Source organism: Vibrio sp. Isolate23 (assembly GCF_022398095.1).
Taxonomy (GTDB): Bacteria; Pseudomonadota; Gammaproteobacteria; order Enterobacterales; family Vibrionaceae; genus Vibrio; species Vibrio coralliilyticus_A.
Map to the genome: position 1 here is coordinate 13,153 of NZ_JAKEUV010000008.1, position 21,783 is coordinate 34,935.

A 21,783-nucleotide genomic window follows, 5' to 3' on the forward strand; every position below is an offset into this window, starting at 1 on the left:
GCGTGATTACGCTTTGCCAACTTCTAGTACTTCAGCAAGTCGAACTGGCGACTCAAAGCCAGCCAGATTGAGTAGTACGTTACCATCACCTTTACCAAGCAAAACACTATTAACGTTAGCGTAAGTCGAAACTTCAAACTCTTTCGACTGCCCGTCCAGCAAACCCGATGCTTTCACATTGTATTTGCCAGCCGGCAATGGATTACCGTTTTGATCCTTACCATCCCACACGACACGGCTATCACCTGCAGGTTTTGAACCGACATCGAAGGTACGGATAAGCTGCCCCATTTGGTCTTCTACTCGCACCATCAGGTTATCAACAGATTGAGGTAGTTTGACCATGGCAGCCATGGCGCCATCATCCGCTTTCACCCCTGCAGCACCCGGGACTAAAACGTCTCGACCAACAAGTGATGAAGCCTGAAGCGCTTGGTTAGAAGTCATCGACGCATTCAGTGTTTCAAACTGATTGTTCATTTTGCCGATACCATCCACCGTCGCGAACGACGCCATTTGAGCAATCATCTGGTCATTGCTAACCGGCTTAAACGGATCTTGCTGAGCAAGCTGCTTGGTGAGCAAAGATAAGAAGTCTTCTTGTTTAAGATCCTGCTTACCTGTTGTTTCATCAGGCTTATTCTTGTCCTGAAGCTGTTTAAGCTGGTCAACATAGGACAAGCCACTTTGACCAACATTATTATTAATGCCTCCGGCCATAGGTTACCTCCTATCCTTATTGACCCATCTGCAGCGTACGCAGCAGCATTTGTTTGCTTGAATCTGCAACTTGTACGTTGGTTTGATACGAACGAGAAGCAGATATCATATTGGCCATTTCTTCCATCACATTGACGTTTGGCTTGTAGATATAGCCATCATCATTTGCAAGTGGATGATCTGGGTTGTATTCCGCATCCAGCGGCTTATCACTTTCAACAATCCCTAACACTTGTACCGGCACCGAATGGTCACGACCATACTTAGCCTTACTTAACTCAGCACCAAACACAGCGTGACGAGCTTTATAAGTGTCTTTTGCAGAGCTTGAGACACTATCAGCATTTGCCAGATTGCTTGAGGTCGTATTTAGACGAACAGATTCAGCGCTCATGGCAGAGCCAGTTACATTAAAAACGTTAAATAAGCTCATCTAGTTACTCCCCTTTAATGCTTTCGTTAAGTTCTTGAATTTACTTCCTAAGAAGTCAAGTGATGCCTGATGTCTGATTTGGTTCTGCATAAATAAGTTACGCTCCAAATCGACATCAACCGTATTGCCATCACCCGTGTCGGGTTGTGTTGGAAGACGATACATAACTTCCCCAGTCACCCTAGTAGAGGCAGGAATATGCCGACTATCGGTACGGCTAAGTCCAATGCTTGCCCCCGATGTTGCCGCCTGCAATGCCTTTTGGAAGTCCATGCCTTTCGATTTGTAGCCAGGAGTGTTCGCTTGGGCAATGTTGGTGGAAATCACCTCAGCATTGCGTTCACGAACGCCCACCGTGTATTGGTGGATACCTAATGCGTTGTCGAAAGAAATAGCCATGTTAACCTCTACTCAAGAACTGACCGTTACTACTAGATAGCAAAGCAATTAGCGTACCAACTTTAGTTAACTCGTAATTTCTTTGCTCTTTGCTTCTCAGCAATTACCACGCCAAAGAGTGGAATTGTGGAGCAATGGAATGTCACTGTAAGTATAGAGAAATAATCCCAATACGAAAAAGCCCAGCGTGTAGCTGGGCTTGAGTGGAATGTATTCGGCTTATTTAAGTTTATAGATAATACCAGGGTTACAGCGGACCATCTCGAAACGATCAGTTAACCCAGTTAAAGATTCAGACGCACCAAGTAGTAGGTATCCACCTGGATTTAAACTGTTGGCCATCTGATTTAAAACCTGTGACTTCATATCTGGAGAGAAATAAATCAACACATTACGACAGAAAATGATGTCAAACTTACCCAGTAAAGCATAACTATCCATCAAGTTTTGTGGACGAAAATTAACTAATCGCTTTACGTTGTCTTTGACTTTCATTCGACCATCACCAGCATCTTCAAAGAAATTGCGACGACGCTCAGGCGATAGGCCACGTCCTAAAGCCAAATTGTCATAAACACCAGCACGACACATGTCTAACATACTAGCTGAAATATCCGTTGCCGTTACCGATACGCTCGGCAACATTCCTGGTTTGCGTTGCTGAGTTTCCAAGATAGTCATTGCCATCGAATACGGCTCTTGACCTGAAGAACTTGCCGCTGACCAAATTTTTATTGGCCGTTTATTTGCCGCTGCTTCCGGCAACAGTTTGTTAGCAAGGACTTCAAACGGATAAGTATCACGAAACCACAAGGTTTCATTGGTGGTCATGGCATCAACAGCGGCAACTCGTAGTTCACGGTTACGGCCAGTGACAACATCTCGTAATAGATCAGACAAAGAGCTGAGCTTAAACTTTGTCACCAGAGGACTTAAGCGACTCCTCACCAAATACTGCTTGCTGTCACCTAGTACGATGCCACATTGAGATTCTAAGAAACGGCTGAAATCACGATATTCTTGATCGCTTATAGTTATCGCTGTCATTTACTTCTCTTTATTCAGTAAGCGCAGTCTTCACTGCATTACCAAGCTCATCTGGATTGAATTTAGCAATAAAGGAGTTGGCTCCCACGCGTTCAACCATTGCTTGGTTAAATACACCACTGAGTGATGAATGGAGAATTACATAAAGATCTTTAAGATCAGGATTGCGCCTAATTTCGGCAGTTAATGTATAGCCATCCATTTCAGGCATCTCGATATCAGAGATAACCAAAGAAATCTGATCGTAAATACTCCCTTCTGCCGCCATTTCAACAAGTTTTTCATACGCTTGTTTACCATCAATTACGGCCACCGCTTCAAAACCTAGTGATGTAATTGCACGCTCAACCTGCTTACGGGCAACCGTTGAGTCATCAGCAATCAAAATACGACGAACAATCTCTTTCTCTGATTGAACCTGGGCAATCTCTTCCCCAATGGTTGAGTCCATAGTTTCATCGACTGGCGCGATTTCTGCTAGGATTTTTTCTACATCGAGAATTTCAACCAGTTCATTATCAATGTTGGTCACGGCAGTCAAATAGTTGGATTTACCAGCCCCTTCAGGCGGTGGCAGAATCGCTTCCCAGTGCATGTTAATAATGCGTTCAACGGAAGTAACCAAAAAGGCCTGAATGGTTCTGTTAAACTCAGCAATAACAACAAAGGCTTTGTCCACATCAGTAGTCGGCCTGCCACCAACAGCCAGACTTAAATCAATAACGGAAACAGTATGGCCACGGATATGAGCCACACCTTTAACGAGATGGTGTAAGTTTGGCATTGAAGTAAGCTTAGGGCACTGAAGAACTTCTTTTACCTTAAATACGTTAATACCGTAACGCTGTCGCCCCATTAGGCGAAATGTTAGGAGTTCTAGTCGGTTTTGACCGACGAGTTGTGTACGCTGATTCACCGAATCAAGAATACCCGTCATAAGCTCATCTCCATCTCAAACTTTCATGCTAAAAAAATGGTAGTCTACTAACGGCCATGTAAAACTATTAGAGAAAAAGAATGACATACCTTAAATCACACTTATGCTCATTTTCCATAACTAATTGTAGAGCTTTCTATAAAAACTTTTATAAGTCTATCGTCTTTTTATGCTTTTTCTTTAGTTTTTCAGCAACATCAGCCACGTCTGAGCAAATTATCGCTATCCAGCAAGCCGCAGAAGAGTACATTCTCTCGACGATTGAATGGCCAGAAGACGGCACTTTAGATGCCACAGCGGCAAATATTGACAACCGTGTCTTTGCCACAGACTGCCCAAGTAACCTTGAAACCTCCTCATCTTCAACCAACCCTAACGCCAGCAATATCACCGTGTTAGTAGAGTGTAGCGAAGATAACTGGAAGTTATATGTTCCTGTCAGACTAACCCGAACTGGCCCTCAAGTGACCTTAACAGGTCCTCTAAGCCGGGGACAAATCATCTCACGTAATGATGTCACTATTAATATGGTAGACTTGCAACGCTTCAGGCGGCAAGGCTTTTCCAACATTGATGACATAATTGGAGCAAAAACAAAGAAAAACTTACGTGCTGGCGAAATCATTGAAAGCAATGATGTATGTGTTGTTTGCCGCAATGAAACAGTCACAATCAAAGCGGTAAAATCTGGCATGACCATCACAACCAAAGGCACAGCCCTGACCGATGGATCACATGGTGAGCAGATAAGAGTGAAAAATACAAAATCCAACCGTATAATTGAAGGAAGAGTCACTGGGATCTCGGAAGTAACGGTTATTTTCTGATCAATCCAAAAAAAGCCTAAAGTAATCCCTACTCTAGTCGATATTGACAACATAAGATTCTAAACACGAAAGGCTCACACACATGGCAGGTATTGATAACATACGCTCTGGGCAGTCGCTCACCACGTCGACAAGAAGCACTGCGCGTAATGAAAATAACACTTCGGCAAGCACTGACTCGGCAAAAAAGTCAGATGTGGCAAAAGACTCAGTATCCTTAAGCCAACAAGGTAAGGCAGTCGGTGAAATGCACACTCAACTTGCTAGCCAGCCAAGTTTTGATCAAGCAAAAGTGGCTGCAATCAAAGAAGCTATTGCTAATGGTTCCTACAGCGTAGATCCGCAAAAGCTAGCCGATAATATGATCAAGTTCGAAAAAGAACTTGGCGGTTTCGAGTAACGAGTTTCTATTATGGCAGCCCTAAGCAGCTTAATTGAATTTCAGCTTAAAAGTGCCACTGACTTATCTCTGTTGCTCGAGAAAGAAAAAGCGGCAATCACCAGCCGAGTCGCCAAAGACATTGAGCAAGTTGCTAAAGAAAAACTGACTCTGATTAACCAACTTCAGCAAACCGACCAGCGCATTAGCCAGCATCCAGATGTTGCGACTTTATCTACCGACCCAGAGTTGAGCCCTCTGGTTGATAAAATTCGTACTATCGTTCATAACTGTCAACAAGCTAATGCCGTGAATGGTGAAGCACTGCAAAGAGCACAGCTGAGTTTTAATAAACTTAATAACCTAATGCAGCAAAGCCAAGGCAAACTCGGCATGACCTACACAGCTGAGGGACAGACCAAAAATGTCACAACACTCGGCACAAACATTAAAGCCTAGTATCAGAATCTAAAAAAGCGGCAAACATTGCCGCTTTTATTTTGCTCGAAGATTAGAAAGAATTAGAAAAGGGTTTGCTGACGTTTTTCCGGTACGACCTGAACTTCACCATAGTCGCGCAGCTTGTTCATCTTCTTGATGTCCAATCGCAGTTCAGTCACATAGCTGTCACCCACTTTATAACTACGCACCACTTCAGCACCTCGGATGACCCCATCCACAGCACCTGATGTCAACTCTGTCCCCAAACGTTGATCCTGAAGGTCAGCACGGCCACTGACTCGCATACCATACACTTGCTCTGCAAGCTCACGGTAGGCATCTATTTTTGAAGCACGCATCGCACGAACCTGACGCTCTTCATCAGTACGACCTTTTTGCTCACTGATATTGGCATAGCCTACCGCGGTTAACCAATCATCTGGGCGCATAGTCTGCAAAGGCTGACAGCCAACCATGATTAGTGCAACAGCCAGTAAAAGTAACTTCTTCATCTCAACTCCCTATGGACGCAGAATAACCGTATACGGTTGTCTTATTGTAGGGTCAGAGCGAATCAAAACACCATCCTCAGTTCGGATACTGTTAAGTGTGTCTAAGTCACGACCAATACGATCAGCAGGTAGGAAGCCTTGAGCTGTGGCGACAACCACACGAGACTGCATACCAACCACTCGCGCATTGACTAGGACGCCGCCTTCCTGACGTAACATGGTTCCTGTCAGGACGTATTGAATATCCTGCTCCTGCGACAAATCTTTCCAATCGCGACTGAAGGCAAAGTCACCTTGCTGAGTGACTTGAATAGAGCCCGTCGTTTTGTAGTCGACGACTTTAAAGCCGCGACGTTGGAATTGGTGGATAAATCCTTCAGATACAGAGTTACCTAACCAATTCGTTGCGTCCATATTTTGTAAATCAACAAAAGAAGTAACGGCAATAGGTGTCCGCGCTGACACACTGGTGTTCGAAACCACCAGTTCTTCAGTCATACTTTCAATAAAGAAGTCAAGAGTATGACGCGGACTCTCCATCAGCATAAACTGCGAACCTGGATACGGTTCTTTACCGTTGTATATTGGGGCATAGGCACAAGCAGTGAGAAACACCACTGGCACTAGCATTAGCCATTTTTTCATTCTCTAATCTCCGATATATATTAGGCACTGATTTGTCCCATTCTCTATCACTCATAAAAAGTGGAACATTCTTTGCTTTTCTAAATCTGCAACCATTCAGAACGGCAATGCCTAAACCAGCTAAGATAGAGAAAGCAAAAAATGAACCAACTTGGAAGATGAATATGAAAAAAATGCTTCTTATCATGATTTCAACCATTTATGCCTCACTGTACACGAGTATAGTGTCAGCCGGATGGTATGAAGTAACGGGTACCGCTACAGTGGTCTCCTCCGAAGAAGTCGCACGTATTCATGCCTTGGAAGATGCCATTTTTAAGGCCATCAGCTTCTCTGGCGCAGATATCGGCAGCATCTCCAATTTGAGGCCACTCCTAGAAAGCGAACGCAAGGAGTATCAGTTCAGCAATACGGAAGTCCGCTACATCGTGGTCGATGAGCAGAAGGTGCGTAATGGCGTCATGTTTGTCAAAGCACGCATTGATATTTACCCATCGGCAACAGCTTGCCATGTCAGCCAGTATAAAAAGACCTTCCTAGTCGGAAACATAGATGTTGCTTCACCTCAACAAGCGGTGATGGGGCAGATTTATAGCGTCGGTGATGACTTCGCTACAGTGATCAATCGCCAGCTTGATCAGCAATCAGCCAACTTTGTTTCTGTGGGGACAACTGATTATCAAATCAGTAAACGTTATCCAGAACGACTTAAAATGATTGCACAAGATACTGGTGCACAATACATCATCGGTGGTGTTATTACCGATTTAACCGCCACTATAGAACAGAAATTATTGAAAGATGACATCATCAATCGTCAGTTTGCTCTTGAAATGACAGTGTTTGATGGCAAGACGGGAAATGAGGTTTATAACCGAAACTACCGTGAAGTCGCTCGCTGGCCATTTCCAAAAACCAGCCAAGTCGATACTAAGAGTGCTCGCTTCTGGGCATCAACCTACGGTGATATGATGCTGCGCGTCAGTCGTAATATCATGTTGGATCTAGAATCCGAAGTGTCATGCAAAATCACGCTCCCGGAGATCATTTCAAAATGGGACAACATTCTCACCATGGATCTCGGACGCATTCATGGTGTCCAGCTAGGCGATAAGCTCAAACTTTGGCACACAGGCTCTTTCATTGATCAACGCGGCTTACCAAGAAACAAAGTCACTGAGTCAAACATTACTTTGACAGTATCCAGAGTGTATGAAAACGAAGCGGAATTAACGGTAGACCAGCCCGAACTCGCAGGCAGTATTCAAATTGGCGATGTTATGCACAAGATGCTATAAATCCGTGAGCTAAGGTTTAACAACTTGATTTAATTAAGTATGATGGCAATAAGCTCCCGTGGCACAGCTGGATAGCGCGATCCCCTCCTAAGGGATAGGTCACAGGTTCGAATCCTGTCGGGAGCGCCATATCATATTAAGGCCAGATCTAAACCCAATAGATCTGGTCTTTTCATATCTTTCACGCTGCTCTACTTATATCTCGATTACTTTTCTGCAAAATGAATAAAAAAACCTCTTCCTATCTAAGGAAGAGGTCGCAACGAGAAGAGTGTTGAAACAAGGATAATTAACTTGGCTCCATACCAGAATGTTCATTAGGCGGTTTCCAATCTACCACTAGGCTAAAGTGGCAAGCGAACAATTGTCAGAGCGCATCAACATCACTGGCAACAACTAAGCAACATGCTACACGTGTGTAGATCGCAATCTAAATATTGTCCTACAAGAGGAGCTCACTGACACTTGAACTTCTTGATAGAAAAAAGTGTATTATATGCATCAATTTGTTGTCAAACCGGAAACTTTTTTCAACAAAAAATAATCTTATACTGTGTAACAGTTCATAAAAACACAATTCGGAGAAGTATATTGAAAGATGTCAGCACCATCGGCGGGCGATTAAGAGAAATTCTTTTCGTTAAAGGTGTTTCTGCAGCTGAGCTATCTAGGAAAGTGGGCGTAGAGAGAGGCTATATGAGCAAGCTTCTTAATAACAAGATTAAGACCCCTCACAAGAATATGACTCAAATAGCAAAAGTACTTAATGTATCCTATGAATGGCTGATGACCGGTGTCGATCGCAATGGAACTTACGAGCGTGATTATGATGTAGAAGGCATTGTTGACTCTAAGCTTCAAAAGATTGGTTTTTTTGAAACTGGTATGCCAATATCTAAATTCCACAAGATCATTTATAATGATGAGTCGATAAATATAGTCAGCACCAAGAAATTAGGTGCTGGAGTTTATTTATTTCAAAAAGGTGAGGATATTATCGAACTATTTAGAGTTGATAACTTTATCAATTTATCATGGTATCCTCATGAACCTGAAAAAGACTGTATTCCAATAGGCAAGGTAATAACAAAAATATGTAAGGAACATATCAATGACAAGAAGCTTAAACTTGTTGAAGGTTGAAAATGGCTTAATATATTACACAAACGAAGACAACGATTACGTGTTGAGCTCATCAGCTAGAGTGCTGATCAACAAAGGGATTGTTATCTTTTTCAAAAAGGAGCATCGCGATTTAATCCATGCAATGGACCCTATTACTAAATTTGATATTAAATGGTATGGGTTCCTGACTGCGCTTTATCTCGCTTCGTTGTTAGTCGCAATACCTATGTCACCACATAGTGTCGAGATATTTGGAACTTGGCAACCCGCAGGTATTTTAATTTTTCCATTAACATTCTTAGTTCTTGATACTATCAACGCAACTCTAAGGTATGAGTATGCCAAATCGACAACGTATTTTGGTGCTGGAATGTGTGCATTAGCTTCTGGATTAATAGCAATCACTTTTTTCACTTTTGATATTCAACCTCCATATAAAGAAGTTTTTGAGCCTCTTATATATTTATATCTAATAAATAGTTTATGTATATTATCAGCAGACCAAGCCAATAACTTTATTTTCAGAAAGCTCAGTATGAAACTACATAAAGCTCCAATTTGGGCACGTTCTATTATTTCAAGCACAATTGGTCAAGCGCTATATACTGTAATTTGGATAGGCTTATTCTTTAATTCATCAACATCCCTAGCCTTACTACAAAAAATTGCTGACAATTATCTATTTAAGGTTGGCTACGCGGTGGCTCTTATACCTGTTCTTTATGCCCTGGTGTTTGCCTATAACTTTTTAAAAGCAAAGAAACAAAATGAATCTTCTGAACTAGATGAAAGTTCCAACTACGCATAGATAATCCCACCAAAAGAAAGAAGCTCGGCCACAAATGGCCGAGCTTCATGCTGGATAGTTAGTACCTCTACTCACTATGCCCGTCCGAAGCACGCTAACAACCTGAAGATACTAACATCGAAACACGAGCGGCTGTTTGCCACTTCTTCAATGAAACTTTCCAAATCCCGTGCAAAGGCTGAAGGAATCGGCAACGTGTAGCTTTGATCTAAGGTATAAACTTTATACGCCCCTGACATGAAGAACTTTTTGAACTCTTCACCTGCAAAGGAGTACACAAACTCCCTAGGTTTTATCGAAAGTACATGGAACCCTCTTGATTCAAACATTTCTCTGTATTGTTCTGCACTCTCTAAATGCATACACGGCATACGAAAACACTGGCCAAGTTGTGGATAGTAGTCACGAAAAAACTCCGTCATTAACTCAGAAACCAGTGGACACCATTCCTGTTTGTAAGGCGTTTGCATAGCAAAGGTACCGTACACATTTAGCGCATTTCTGATTGCCAGAAGTGCGGCATCATAATCTTGATACCATTGAAACGATGAGTTTGAAGTAATGACATCAAAGCCTGTAGCAGTAGTGTAATGACGTATATCAGCGTGTTCGAATTGAATCCGGCTATCAGGGTAAAGCCTATGCGCTTGCTCAAGCATTTCCGCAGATGCATCTATAGCCACCATCGTCTTCGGTTCTGAGTGTTCCTGTATTAAATGCGAGACTTTTCCTGAACCACAGCCAACATCAAGAAGTCGATCCACTTTGTCTGGTAAAAGCTGAATGAGTTCTTTCGCAGCATCAAACTGCACTATGCCGTTGCTATGGTATTCTTTATTGTAATTCATAGCATAGAGATCTCTTTTGAGGACAACAGAAGGAGAAACTTACCATATAACAGATGCATATACTTAAAACCGTCAGAGTTATCCCGCTAATACTATGGTTGACATCAAACTCTTCACTCGTAAGCCCCCCTCTCCTTTAACTGATCATCTGCTGCACTGCCAATGAAGAGTCACACCTAATCACGGCACCTCACCAAACCAATTCGCAAGCGGTAAATCAAGGCTTCAACAATTGAAGACATTCAACTAAAATAATTATTAACAGAACTATTCATAAGCAATTAATGAAGAAAAGTAACTTGACCACTAACACTGGTCATCGCTTTATATCTAAAGCTAAAACTGCATTTAAAATTCACATTCATACACCCGATGATACGGTACTTCACCGCTCTGTCGGCTACGTGAGAATTGGTGAAAAGAAAGGGCTAAAAAAAGCCATCAAACTTCGTAATGAATTGGGTAGTGCAATGTGGGGAAAATTCTGGCGCAAGTTGCTCAAAGATCCCTACCTTATGACTCGACTCCCTCACTCCTTAGAACCCAAAATTATTTTCAAACCTCGTCCAACCAAAGCAGCACCCGATGCCAAAGATGAGTGCTATATTGCGGCTTGGCGGAATTATGATGAAAACGGCAAATTGATTTATAAGAGTGTGGTGTGCTCAATCAAAAAGCACGGTCGGCTCGCTGCCTATACAAAAACAAAGAAAGCCTTGCTGGAAGCGAATAAAGATAACCTAGAAATCCTCGAATTTATGGGGCGACTCAATAGTATCGACCTCAAATAGAAGCACCCCGAACATTGATTCGAGGTGCTTAGACGTTAGGAAAGTGTTTTTTACTGAGCCTGATACTCAAAAGCTGGTACCATAATTTCTACCCGTCGGTTCTGTGCTCGTCCTTCTTTGGTTTCATTAGAAGCGATCGGGTTACTCTCCCCCTCTCCACGAGCTGTGATTCTTGATGCATCGATACCTTGTTCTTCAAGCTCTTCAGCAACGGACTGAGCCCGCTTCTCAGATAATTCTTGGTTGTACGAGGCTGCACCGCTGGAGTCCGTGTAACCTACAACTTCGACCGTTGACTGCGGAAACTCCATCATAAAAGTCACTAATTCCGCCAGCATCGCTTTGCTCTCTGGTTTCAATTCTGCACTGTTCAGTGCAAAGCTACTGGAATCAACCACTTTCGTCTCAAAGGTCTTGACGATAGGTTCAATCACAACCTCTTCTTCGATAACTTCTTCAACCACCATTTCTTCTTCAGCTGGATACGAGTTTGGTTCATCACTACCTCCAAACTTCGCAATGAAACCAAGTGTTAGGGCATTGCCTTTAAAACGATGAGTATCAATGTTAATGTCGGTTAAACGTTGGTACTCCAACTGAAAATCGATAGTCGGCATGAAGGCATACGTCACACCCAAAGCACCAAGTAAAGAACTATCGTCTTTATTGCCATACTCAACATACGCACCACCTAACTTGGCAAATGCATCAAATTTTTCTGACAAAGGCATAGTGAATCGGGGCGCAAAAGAATAGGAACTTAAACCTGCATCTGTATAGCCATAACCAGTGGTCTCCCCTAATGTATCCAGTGCTAGCTCAAGGCTTATCATGTCATTAAACTCATAACCGGCAAAGGAGCCCAACGCCCAAGAATTATCATCACAAGGCCCCGTAGAACATGACTCATTGAGCCAAGAGGCTCCTGCTTTGGCACCCAAATAAAACTGAGCGCTTACTGATGTAGATGCGAGAAGAAGTGTGGTGGAAACTACCGCTGCTAATTTTTTCATTGTTTTTTCCTTATGACTGTCAGCACTGTGTGCCACAACAAACACGCCACACAATAACAATCATCAAGTTACAGTATGGTCGCAATAACAGTACACCTTAGTTCATAAAATGTACAAATGGGTTTATGGACCAATTTCACCTTTTGCATGCTAATGACTTACTTTCTCGTAAATATGACAAAGCCCTGTCGAAACAGGGCTTTGATTTAATTTTACAATCAACAGAGCGCTTAAGGCTGAACTTGATATTCAAACTCATTCATTGTGACTTCTGCACGACGGTTCTGCATACGCCCTTCTTGGGTATCATTCGGTGCGATAGGCTTGGATTCCCCCGCTCCTTCTACGTGAATACGTGACTGGTTTACCCCATAATCTGCAATAATATCCGCTACAGATTGAGCACGCCGCTCAGACAGAGTTTGGTTGTATGCTGCTGGGCCAACTGAGTCAGCATAACCCACCACATCCACGGTTGCTTGCGGATATTCGCTCATGAAAGCAGCCACTTCTTTAAGCGCCATTTCACTGTCAGAAGTCAGCTCTGCACTATCAAATTTAAAGCTTACCGAGTAGACCACTTTCGATTCAAACGTTTGCAGTATAGGCCGAACCACTACCGTTTCTTCGACAACTTCTTCCACCTGCATTTCTTCTTGTATGGGTGTCTCGGTGTGTTGTTCGCTACCACCAAATTTAGTTGTGAATCCTAGTGTCACCGCATTACCCGCAATACCATGCGTATCAATATCGATATCCGTTAAGCGCTGATACTCAACTTGAATATCAATGTTTGGCAGGACACTGTAGCTTAGCCCAACGCCACCAACGAAAGATCTATCGCTCTTGTTACCATACTCCACATAAGCCCCACCCGCTTTGGCAAAGGCATCCACATTCTCTGTTAATGGCAAGCTGAAGCGCGGCGCCAATGAATAAGAAACCAAACCAGCATCTTTATAACCAGAGCCCGTTGTTTCACCTAATGTATCTAGGCCCGCTTCTAGGGCTAAATAGTCATTGAACTCATAGCCAACAAATGAACCAAGCGCCCAAGAGTTATCATCACATTCACCTGTTGTGCACAAATCATCTACCCAACTCGCTCCCGCTTTTGCGCCAAGATAAAATTGCGCATTCACTGATGCTGAAGCAAGAAGAAGTGTGCCAGAAACTACCGCTGCTAATTTTTTCATTTTTCATACCTTATTAATACGCGTTAGATTTGCGACGCTATAGACAAGCCACATAAAAACAAACACATAGAGTGTTACCGTACAATTGTGCGGACACTACACCTTAACGAGATAAATGACAATTAACTTTGTGAATTTTTATTTAATTTCATCTAATTAGATAACTTTGCGTTATTGCGGTTCAACTAAGATAAGAAACTGGAACCATAATCACAGACCAATTAAAGTACTGACAGCTATTTATTTATCCTTAAGAAAATAGAAATATAAAAAAACCGCAGCATTAAGCTGCGGCTAATATGCAATAAGTACATTTTTTATGCGTTAGCTTCACGCTCTTCGATAAACGCTATCGCCATCTTGATGCGAGCAAGCACACGTTCTTTACCCACCAGCTCCATAACCGCATCAACGGATGGAGACTGACCGCCACCGGTAACCGCAACGCGAAGTGGCATGCCGATTTTACCCATGCCAATCTCTAACTCTTCACATACGGCAGCAATGACGCTCTCTTTAATATTGGCCGTTGTCCATTCTTCTAGCGCTTTTGCTTTTGTAAGAGCCAACTCTAGTGGGCCTTTAGCGACGCCACGTAAGTGTTTCTTAGCTGCGCCGGCTTCAAATTCGGAAAAGTCTTCGTAGAAGTAGCGGATCTGCTCAGCGAGTTCTACTAGAGTGTTACAACGCTCGCCAACAAGTGTGATCACTTCAGTGATTGCTGGGCCGTTTTCAATGTTTAGGTTCTGGTTGTCTAAGTGCCATTGTAGGTACTCAGCAACGTACTCAGGAGCCGATGTCTTGATGTAATGGTTGTTCAACCAAAGTAGCTTTTCAGTATTGAATGCTGACGCTGACTTAGAAACCGCATTTAGAGAGAACAGATTGATCATCTCTTCAGTAGAGAAAATTTCTTGGTCACCGTGAGACCAACCAAGACGCACTAGGTAGTTGTTTAGAGCATTTGGAAGGTAACCTTCATCACGGTATTGCATGACTGAAACAGCGCCGTGACGCTTAGACAGTTTCGCACCATCATCACCTAGGATCATTGCACAGTGTGCAAACGTCGGAACTGGGGCACCTAATGCTTCGTAAATGTTGATTTGACGAGGCGTATTATTGATATGATCTTCACCACGTACGACATGCGTGATACCCATATCCCAGTCATCGACGACCACAACGAAGTTGTACGTAGGAGACCCATCTGTTCGACGGATAATAAGGTCATCGAGTTGATCGTTAGCAATCTCGATACGGCCACGAATTTGGTCTTCAAAGACGACACTGCCCTGCTTCGGATTACGAAAACGGACAACGCACGGGTCACCTTCTTTAGCTGCTTCATTAGCCGCAACGATTTTTGGGTGGTTCGCATCATAACGCGGCATCTCTTTAGCGGCTTCTTGCTCCGCACGGATTTCATCGAGAAGCTCTTTAGAAGCATAACATTTGTACGCTTTGTCTTCTGTAAGGAGTTTATCAACCATCTCGTTATAACGATCGAAGCGCTTTGACTGGAAGTAAGGCCCTTCATTCCACTCAAGCCCCATCCACTGCATGCCTTCTAGGATGGCATCGACTGCTTCTTGAGAGTTACGTTCTAAGTCAGTATCTTCGATACGCAGAACAAATTCACCGCCTTGGTTTTTAGCGTATAGCCAAGAGTAAAGTGCAGTACGTGCACCACCCACGTGAAGGTAGCCTGTTGGGCTAGGAGCAAAACGAGTTTTAACCGTCATGTAAAATACCTTGATTGTCGAAATGACCGCACCACTCTATAGAGATGATGAATGGCGCCAAAATTGCGCGTATTTTAGCACTGATGTGCAAATCTACAATCCGTCTTATACAGAATTCATTATTCACTGAGGTGTTTTACTTAAAGTAAGTCTATTTGCATGACCAATTTCCAGCTAAACATTTGGAATGTCTCACAGACTAAATTACATAACCTGAATAAAGCGTCTATTTAAGGTTTTAGTCTTTCTCGATCAATGACACTTGACCTTCCCCTTGAGGGAAGGTTTATGCTCAGCAACAGTTCTTTGTTGAGGGTAATGTTATGCGTCAGTTCGATATTCCACTATCAGGGTTAAGCTGTATGGGGTGCGCCCGAAAAGTTGAACATGAACTTACCTCCCAGTATCAAGTTACGATTCATGATTTAACACCAAAGCACATCACCCTGGAGAGCAATTGTCCTTTTGCCGAATTAGAGAGCTCTATTCGCTCACTTGGTTACCAAGCTGGGTTCCAATATACGTTTCATTTATCCGGACTGAACTGTGGTCGATGTGTGGCAAAGGTTAAAGCGGCTCTTGAAGCGCATGAATTAGTCGGTCAGTTTGATGTTGCAAAAACTCAACTTTCGATATCGACGCTTTTAACCCGACAACAGGTACAGGCATTGGTTGAATCTCTCGGCTACCAAGCCAGTGAATACACTGGTGTAGAGGAAGAAAGTGAGATTGAACACGTTCCAAGCCAAACTCGCTCTACTCCCTCTAACACGCCAGAAGGTACACAAACAATTCATCTGTTAATTGCAGGGATGACCTGCGCCAGCTGTGTGTCTTCCGTAGAAAAAGCACTCGCCCAAGTTCCTGGGGTCATAAAGGCTCAAGTTAATCTTGCTGAGCAAAGTGCTCTGGTCTTTACAGAGGACAAAAGTCGTATCCTGGTCAGCGCACTAGCCGAGTCAGTTCAACAAGCGGGTTATCAGGCGGAACTCATCGACGATCCAAGCACTCAACAAGAAAAGCAAGCAGCTCAGCAAAATGCGCTACAGGCCCACCATAAAAGAAGTGCTTTGGCTGGCATTATGCTCGGTGTACCACTCATGTTATGGGGGGTACTCGGTGGTAACATGATGATTAGAACCGATCAGGATCAACTGGCTTGGGGCGGGATCGGAGCGCTCTGTTTCTGGCTACTTGCGACGGCTGGGCGGAGCTTTTTCACTAATGCCTGGCAAGCATTAGTGCACAAACGAGCGACCATGGATACCTTAGTCGCGCTTGGCACAGGAGCCGCTTGGTTATTTTCAATGCTTGTCGTGCTACTTCCACAGTGGTTTCCCGCTGCCTCGAGGCACGTCTATTTTGAAGCCAGTGCGATGATTGTAGGCCTTATATCCCTAGGTCATTACATTGAAGCAAAAGCGAAAGCCAAGACAACTCGCTCATTGCAAGCTTTGATCAACCTTCAACCAAATAAAGCCACATTAATAACAGAATCAGGGGATCAAATCATTGCCATCGAGCAGATCACCGAAGGTATGCAACTCCGAATTAAACCCGGTGAAAAAGCCCCCATTGATGGTCAAGTCGTGTCCGGCACATCGTACATAGATGAATCCATGCTGACCGGTGAGCCCATACCCGTTTACAAACAAAATGGCGATACCATTTCTGCCGGTACATTAAACCAAGATGGTAGTTTAGTCATCGAAGCGACCGGTGTCGGCAGCAATACTATGCTTTCGCGCATCATTACCATGGTCCGAGAGGCACAAAGCAGTAAGCCTGCCCTCGCCAAGCTCGCGGATCAAATCTCAGCGGTGTTTGTTCCCGTCGTTGTTGCAATTGCTCTTTTCTCCGCACTGATATGGTTAATGATCGGACCTGAGCCGAAAGCCAGCTATATGTTGGTTGTCACAACCACAGTTCTCATTATCGCATGCCCTTGCGCGCTCGGATTAGCAACGCCGCTTTCAGTGACCGTTGGTATTGGTAAAGCCGCTGAAATGGGCATATTGATCAAAGATGCCGATGTGCTGCAATCGGCAAGCCAGATCGATACCGTTGTGTTTGATAAAACGGGAACCCTGACACAAGGTAAGCCCGAAGTACACCATGTCTACTCACTCAACCAAGACGAGAATCGCTTGCTGATGAACGCCGCTAGCATAGAGCAATACTCAGAGCACCCATTGGCAAAAGCCATTGTAAAACAAGCTCAAGATCTTCAGCTTAAGCTGACTGAAGTTGAAGGTTTTCACAACATGCGCGGGAAAGGCGTCACTGGAAAAATACGAGATGAAGATGTCGCTGTGATTTCACTTCCTTACGCTCAGGAGCAGCAGATAAATCTCGATAAACTACAAGCAACTCTTGAGCTGTGTGTAAACAAAGCTTGGACACCGGTTATTGTTACTCAACAAGGCAAAGCTACAGGTTTAATCGCCATCGCCGACCCTATCAAAGAAGACGCGAAGCAAGCCATTGAAGCCTTAATCAAGATGCAGATTACACCGGTAATGTTAACGGGCGATAACCAACATGTCGCTCAAGCAATTGCGAATCAGTTAGGTATTCAGAAGGTTATCGCGCAAGTATTGCCTGATGAAAAAGCTGGGCACATAACGCAGCTTCAAGCGAATAGAAAACGGGTTGCGATGATAGGTGACGGCGTCAATGACGCTCCTGCACTTGCTCTTGCAGACATTGGCATTGCGATGGGCAGTGGAAGTGACGTGGCCATTGAGAGTGCGCAAATGACATTGCTCAATTCATCTCCTTTGGCGGTTGTAAAAGCGATTGAACTCTCCAAAGCAACCATTAAAAATATGAAACAGAATTTATTTGGTGCCTTCATTTATAACTCTTTAGGTATTCCAGTTGCGGCTGGGGTACTGTACCCCGCATTCGGGTTCTTATTGAGTCCAGTCGTGGCTGGCGCCGCTATGGCACTGTCATCAATCACGGTTGTCAGCAATGCTAACCGATTAAGACTCTTTAAATCTTCTCTTCACTCATAGAGGTGTTTATGAAAACAAAAGTTATCTCCTTTGCATCCCTTGTTCTTTTATCTAGTCACGCGCTAGCCGCTGACGTGCTAAACCATAAGTCACCATATTGTGGTTGTTGCACAGAATGGACAAAACACATGCAGGAAGCAGGGTTTACCGTTGAAGAAAAGTTACACGATGATATGAACCCCATAAAACAGAAACTGGGCGTGACCTCACAACTGACCTCCTGCCATACCGCGGAAATTAACGGCTATGTGTTTGAAGGTCACGTTCCAGCACAAGACATCAAAGCCTTTTTAGAAAACCCACCTAAAGATGCAAAAGGCTTGGCCGTCCCGGGGATGCCGATGGGCTCTCCAGGTATGGAATACGGCAATGAAAAAGATGCCTATTCGGTATATGCCTTTAACGGCAGTGGGCGGGTGTTTGAGTACCGCTCTTACCCCGGAAATCAGTAATAGCATGTTTTTGGGAGTATCATCCGGTGCCTTTCAATTATACGGGATGAATTGAGCAGCGAAGGATACGATCGAACATCTCATTCGCTTTGGGATTGGAAACGCCACTCTTTAAACGAGTGGCGTGATACTACGGGGTATTCTATCGTGGTGAAATGTTTGATAGGCACTGCACGTGGACAGTAATTTCTTCACGATCGTGATAAAGGTGCTTAGCTTGCAGTTTGAACTTCACTTTGTTTTCAATCAGAAATAGCTTAAGATTTTCAATATCTTCTAATACTTCGTCATAACGCCCCTTCATCGGCAGTTTGAGATTGAACAAGGCTTCTTTGGCCCAACCACTAATAATCCACTCTCCCATCAACTGCGCAACGCGTGATGGTTTTTCGACCATATCACAGATAAGCCAAGTGACATTTTTACGTGCTGGCTCGAATTTAAAGCCGTCTTCCTGATGATGTTTAACCTGCCCCGTTTCCATCAGGGTATCGGCCATCATGCCGTTATCAACTGCATGAACGAACATCGAACGTTTGACTAATTGGTATGTCCATCCACCAGGACACGCCCCCAGATCCACTCCCCACATACCAGGAGCCAGGCGCTCATCCCACTCCTCGCGCGGAATAAAAACATGGAAAGCTTCTTCCAATTTAAGTGTCGAACGGCTTGGTGCATCCGCAGGGAACTTTAGACGAGGAATTCCCATAAAAAACTGAGAGTTATTGCTTGGCAACGAGTAGCCTACAAAACAATGCCCCGGTGCAACAAAACAGAGGTGTAACACTGGCTTCTTCGGGCTATCTTTTGGCAGCAAAATGCCTTTGCCACGCATGGCCTGGCGCATAGGAACCGTGAATTTACGACAAAACTTAAGCAGCTCTTTCGCTTCGTTGGTATCTGGTGTTTCGATGCGGATATCGCCACAGCGCGGGAAAGATTCAACCTCACTGAGCTCCTCTAAAATAGGAGAAATACGATCTTCACGAGGAAGGTCTTTAATCTCCACTGCAACGGCAAACATCTGACGAGCAAAGATCAGTGACTTGAAGTCGAGCTCTTTAACCAGACGCTCCGCATCACCCAGCTGATAACATTCAAATAATACGTAACCAGTATTGTTCTTTAAACGAGGGAAGCCAAACACTTCAAGTTGGGTAGCGCGATCCTGAATCTCTCCAGCACACTCTTTTTCAAAACCAGCTCGGCAGTAGAGCATTAAGTGTTTCACTGATTCACCTCTTTAATCTGTAACGCTGCGAAAACAAACAGTCCCCAGCCAAGCATAAAGGTTAAACCACCAAATGGAGTAATAGGTCCAAACCATTTGATTCCGGTTAATGCAAGGGCGTAGAGGCTGCCACTAAAACAAAAGATGCCGATGATAAAGCAATTTGCGGCAAGGGCGAAATATTTTTGCGCTTTCTCAGCCATGCCTATCCTGAGTAAGACTCCACAAAGTAAAATCGCTAGAGCATGAATAAATTGATACTGAACGCCTGTATTAAAGACATCCAGTAAATAAGGTGATAGTGATTGCTTTAACCCGTGAGCGGCAAAAGCGCCGAGTGCAACGCCTACTCCGGCAAATAATCCACCAACGGTAAGTAACTGCTTACTTTTCACCATAGCTCTCCAATATAAAATCAGCTAAATACTCAACCGCCAGAGCGATATTGCCCGCTTCAGTATGACCTGAGCTCTTTCTTGGTTTGAAACTATGATCGCCATCAGGGATAAATTTCACCTTGATGTCATCTGAGAGAGCGAAACCTTTAAACTCATCTTGCTTACCAAAAGTATCCCTCTCCCCTTGAAGGATTAAACATGGCTTATTGAGCGCCGCCAGATGCTCACCTTTGTATTTTTCGGGTTTACCCGGTGGATGAAAAGGAAAGCCTAAACAGGCAATCGCTGCCACATTACCGTCTTCAGCAAGCAAGCTGGCCATGCGCCCGCCCATGGATTTCCCACCAATAACAACTGGTACATCAGAAAACTTGGCAATCACAGCCTGATACGCTTCCAAAAGCTTAGGCGCTCGATCTGGCGGGCGGCGTTTACCATCTTCAGCACGTTTAACCATATATGGGAAGTTAAAACGAACAACTTGAATCCCTTTCTTCGCTAACCCTTTCGCTACCGCCGTCATAAAATCATGATCCATACCGGCTCCCGCACCGTGAGCAAAAATAAAAACAGGGTTGCCTTGCTCACCATCAATTAGGAAATCAGTCATCCAACAATTCCTCTTGCTCACTTTGTGCCTTGGCAAGCATCCAGTCACGGAATGTGGCAATACGCCCCATATCCGCCTGCTTATCATGGCACACCACGTAAAAAGCATTCTTAGTGATAAGAACTTCATCAAATGGCGCAATCAATCGACCGGCTTCCATTTCTGGCTGAGCAAGCACATTGTTACCTAACGCGACTCCCTGTCCGTGTGCCGCAGCTTGTAACACCATCGTCGAGTGGCTGAATATGGGCCCATGATTGACGTTAATCCCCTCAATACCGTGTTCTTTCGAAAACTGCTTCCAGTCTTTTCGCGAAGTATCGTGAAGTAACGTATGTTGCTTAAGATCACTTAGAGTTTCTAATGGTTTATTGCTCAGTAATAAAGATGGCGAGCAGAGTGGAATAAGAAATTCCTGATACAATTTGTCCGCACGTAAACCCGGCCAATTACCACGCCCATAGTAAATCGCCACATCCACATCGTCAGTCAATGAGCCTTCATCCATATCCACCGCTTTGATACGCACATCAATGTCAGGTTCCTGCTGATTGAAGTCCGCCAAGCGTGGAACTAGCCATTGAATCGCAAAGCTCGGCGGCAGACTGATGGTCAGCGCCCCTTTCTCGCTGCGCTCCAATACTTTGTCTGTCGCTTCAGCAAGAGAGGTGAAAATATCTTTAATGTCCAAAAAGTAGCTCTGGCCTTCCTCAGTCAGCAGCAGAGAACGGTTACGTCGCCTGAAGAGTTTCAAGCCAAGAAACTCCTCTAACGCCTTGATTTGATGGCTAACTGCAGCCTGAGTCACAAATAACTCCTCAGCTGCTCTAGTAAAACTCAAATGACGCGCTGCGGCTTCAAACACTTTCAGAGAGTTCAAAGGTGGCAATCTTCTAGACATAGTG

At 44.0% G+C, this 21,783-nt stretch carries 24 protein-coding genes and 1 tRNA gene; 10 read left to right on the forward strand and 15 right to left on the reverse strand.

The window, feature by feature from the left end; translation table 11 throughout:
• Window positions 1–6 precede the first annotated feature (6 nt).
• The 5 genes from flgD to L1D31_RS17205 all read right to left on the reverse strand — a co-directional run bounded on the left by flgD (window position 7) and on the right by L1D31_RS17205 (window position 3,536).
• Window positions 7–720 carry a flagellar hook assembly protein FlgD gene (gene flgD / locus L1D31_RS17185; protein WP_239838289.1) on the reverse strand — a complete coding sequence of 238 codons (714 nt, stop codon included), beginning with the start codon at window positions 718–720 and terminating at the stop codon, window positions 7–9.
• A gap of 16 nt (window positions 721–736) precedes the next feature.
• A complete protein-coding gene (flgC, locus tag L1D31_RS17190) occupies window positions 737–1,153 on the reverse strand; it encodes a flagellar basal body rod protein FlgC (RefSeq protein WP_239838290.1) in 417 nt (138 codons plus the stop codon).
• Complete coding sequence (flgB, locus tag L1D31_RS17195; protein WP_239838291.1) at window positions 1,154–1,552, reverse strand: flagellar basal body rod protein FlgB; 399 nt, start codon at window positions 1,550–1,552, stop codon at window positions 1,154–1,156. It abuts the gene before it with no gap.
• A gap of 219 nt (window positions 1,553–1,771) precedes the next feature.
• A complete protein-coding gene (locus L1D31_RS17200; protein ID WP_006957416.1) occupies window positions 1,772–2,599 on the reverse strand; it encodes a protein-glutamate O-methyltransferase in 828 nt (275 codons plus the stop codon).
• Window positions 2,600–2,609: 10 nt separating this feature from the next.
• Window positions 2,610–3,536 (reverse strand): chemotaxis protein CheV, encoded by a 927-nt coding sequence (locus L1D31_RS17205; RefSeq protein WP_239838292.1) that lies wholly within the window; start codon window positions 3,534–3,536, stop codon window positions 2,610–2,612.
• 80 nt (window positions 3,537–3,616) lie between these two features.
• Between L1D31_RS17205 and flgA the strand changes: the two genes are divergently transcribed.
• The 3 genes from flgA (at window position 3,617) to flgN (ending at window position 5,201) form a co-directional block, all read left to right on the forward strand.
• Window positions 3,617–4,363: a flagellar basal body P-ring formation chaperone FlgA gene (flgA, locus tag L1D31_RS17210; RefSeq protein WP_239838293.1), complete on the forward strand. Its 747-nt coding sequence runs from the start codon at window positions 3,617–3,619 to the stop codon at window positions 4,361–4,363.
• Window positions 4,364–4,445: 82 nt separating this feature from the next.
• On the forward strand, window positions 4,446–4,763 hold the full coding sequence (flgM, locus tag L1D31_RS17215) for a flagellar biosynthesis anti-sigma factor FlgM (RefSeq protein ID WP_239838294.1): 318 nt from the start codon (window positions 4,446–4,448) through the stop codon (window positions 4,761–4,763).
• A 12-nt stretch (window positions 4,764–4,775) separates the two neighbouring features.
• A complete protein-coding gene (flgN, locus tag L1D31_RS17220; protein ID WP_239838295.1) occupies window positions 4,776–5,201 on the forward strand; it encodes a flagellar export chaperone FlgN in 426 nt (141 codons plus the stop codon).
• A gap of 62 nt (window positions 5,202–5,263) precedes the next feature.
• On the opposite strand, the gene flgP is transcribed toward flgN, so the two are convergent.
• Both flgP and L1D31_RS17230 read right to left on the reverse strand, forming a co-directional pair.
• Window positions 5,264–5,695 (reverse strand): flagellar assembly lipoprotein FlgP, encoded by a 432-nt coding sequence (gene flgP / locus L1D31_RS17225; protein ID WP_239838296.1) that lies wholly within the window; start codon window positions 5,693–5,695, stop codon window positions 5,264–5,266.
• Between the two features lie 9 nt (window positions 5,696–5,704).
• Window positions 5,705–6,340 (reverse strand): FlgO family outer membrane protein, encoded by a 636-nt coding sequence (locus tag L1D31_RS17230; protein WP_239838297.1) that lies wholly within the window; start codon window positions 6,338–6,340, stop codon window positions 5,705–5,707.
• 164 nt (window positions 6,341–6,504) lie between these two features.
• On the opposite strand from L1D31_RS17230, the gene L1D31_RS17235 reads away from it, so the two are divergent.
• The 4 genes from L1D31_RS17235 (at window position 6,505) to L1D31_RS17250 (ending at window position 9,571) form a co-directional block, all read left to right on the forward strand.
• Window positions 6,505–7,638, forward strand: a complete 1,134-nt coding sequence (locus L1D31_RS17235) for a flagellar assembly protein FlgT (protein WP_239838298.1) — start codon at window positions 6,505–6,507, stop codon at window positions 7,636–7,638.
• Between the two features lie 52 nt (window positions 7,639–7,690).
• Window positions 7,691–7,767: transfer RNA gene (locus tag L1D31_RS17240), tRNA-Arg, on the forward strand.
• Between the two features lie 462 nt (window positions 7,768–8,229).
• The gene (locus L1D31_RS17245; RefSeq protein ID WP_239838299.1) at window positions 8,230–8,781 is read left to right on the forward strand and encodes a helix-turn-helix transcriptional regulator; all 552 of its coding nucleotides are present in this window, start codon (window positions 8,230–8,232) and stop codon (window positions 8,779–8,781) included.
• Complete coding sequence (locus L1D31_RS17250) at window positions 8,750–9,571, forward strand: VUT family protein (protein WP_239838300.1); 822 nt, start codon at window positions 8,750–8,752, stop codon at window positions 9,569–9,571. Before L1D31_RS17245 ends, L1D31_RS17250 begins: the two co-directional genes overlap by 32 nt.
• Before the next feature lie 74 nt (window positions 9,572–9,645).
• On the opposite strand, the gene L1D31_RS17255 is transcribed toward L1D31_RS17250, so the two are convergent.
• Complete coding sequence (locus L1D31_RS17255; protein ID WP_239838301.1) at window positions 9,646–10,419, reverse strand: class I SAM-dependent methyltransferase; 774 nt, start codon at window positions 10,417–10,419, stop codon at window positions 9,646–9,648.
• A gap of 284 nt (window positions 10,420–10,703) precedes the next feature.
• Between L1D31_RS17255 and L1D31_RS17260 the strand changes: the two genes are divergently transcribed.
• Entirely contained in the window at window positions 10,704–11,210 is a 507-nt protein-coding gene (locus tag L1D31_RS17260; protein ID WP_239838302.1) for a Fe3+-citrate ABC transporter substrate-binding protein, read from the forward strand.
• Window positions 11,211–11,260: 50 nt separating this feature from the next.
• Here L1D31_RS17260 and L1D31_RS17265 read toward each other — a convergent pair whose 3' ends face one another.
• The 3 genes from L1D31_RS17265 to gltX all read right to left on the reverse strand — a co-directional run bounded on the left by L1D31_RS17265 (window position 11,261) and on the right by gltX (window position 15,164).
• Complete coding sequence (locus L1D31_RS17265; protein WP_239838303.1) at window positions 11,261–12,223, reverse strand: OmpA family protein; 963 nt, start codon at window positions 12,221–12,223, stop codon at window positions 11,261–11,263.
• 230 nt (window positions 12,224–12,453) lie between these two features.
• Window positions 12,454–13,419 (reverse strand): OmpA family protein, encoded by a 966-nt coding sequence (locus L1D31_RS17270; RefSeq protein ID WP_239838304.1) that lies wholly within the window; start codon window positions 13,417–13,419, stop codon window positions 12,454–12,456.
• Window positions 13,420–13,736: 317 nt separating this feature from the next.
• Window positions 13,737–15,164, reverse strand: a complete 1,428-nt coding sequence (gene gltX / locus L1D31_RS17275; RefSeq protein WP_239838305.1) for a glutamate--tRNA ligase — start codon at window positions 15,162–15,164, stop codon at window positions 13,737–13,739.
• A gap of 323 nt (window positions 15,165–15,487) precedes the next feature.
• Here gltX and L1D31_RS17280 point away from each other — a divergent pair, with 323 nt between their 5' ends.
• Together L1D31_RS17280 and L1D31_RS17285 are read left to right on the forward strand one after the other, a co-directional pair.
• A complete protein-coding gene (locus L1D31_RS17280; RefSeq protein WP_239838306.1) occupies window positions 15,488–18,184 on the forward strand; it encodes a copper-translocating P-type ATPase in 2,697 nt (898 codons plus the stop codon).
• 8 nt (window positions 18,185–18,192) lie between these two features.
• Window positions 18,193–18,636, forward strand: coding sequence for a DUF411 domain-containing protein (locus L1D31_RS17285; protein WP_239838307.1), 444 nt, complete (start codon window positions 18,193–18,195; stop codon window positions 18,634–18,636).
• Window positions 18,637–18,778: 142 nt separating this feature from the next.
• Here L1D31_RS17285 and rlmM read toward each other — a convergent pair whose 3' ends face one another.
• The 4 genes from rlmM to L1D31_RS17305 are packed head-to-tail and all read right to left on the reverse strand — an operon-like array spanning window position 18,779 to window position 21,779.
• Entirely contained in the window at window positions 18,779–19,870 is a 1,092-nt protein-coding gene (rlmM, locus tag L1D31_RS17290) for a 23S rRNA (cytidine(2498)-2'-O)-methyltransferase RlmM (RefSeq protein WP_239838308.1), read from the reverse strand.
• A complete protein-coding gene (locus tag L1D31_RS17295) occupies window positions 19,867–20,265 on the reverse strand; it encodes a DUF423 domain-containing protein (RefSeq protein WP_239838453.1) in 399 nt (132 codons plus the stop codon). The genes rlmM and L1D31_RS17295 overlap by 4 nt, the downstream gene beginning before the upstream one ends.
• Window positions 20,255–20,878 carry an alpha/beta fold hydrolase gene (locus L1D31_RS17300; protein ID WP_239838309.1) on the reverse strand — a complete coding sequence of 208 codons (624 nt, stop codon included), beginning with the start codon at window positions 20,876–20,878 and terminating at the stop codon, window positions 20,255–20,257. The genes L1D31_RS17295 and L1D31_RS17300 overlap by 11 nt, the downstream gene beginning before the upstream one ends.
• Window positions 20,871–21,779 carry a transcriptional regulator GcvA gene (locus L1D31_RS17305; protein ID WP_239838310.1) on the reverse strand — a complete coding sequence of 303 codons (909 nt, stop codon included), beginning with the start codon at window positions 21,777–21,779 and terminating at the stop codon, window positions 20,871–20,873. The genes L1D31_RS17300 and L1D31_RS17305 overlap by 8 nt, the downstream gene beginning before the upstream one ends.
• Between the last annotated feature and the right edge of the window lie 4 nt (window positions 21,780–21,783).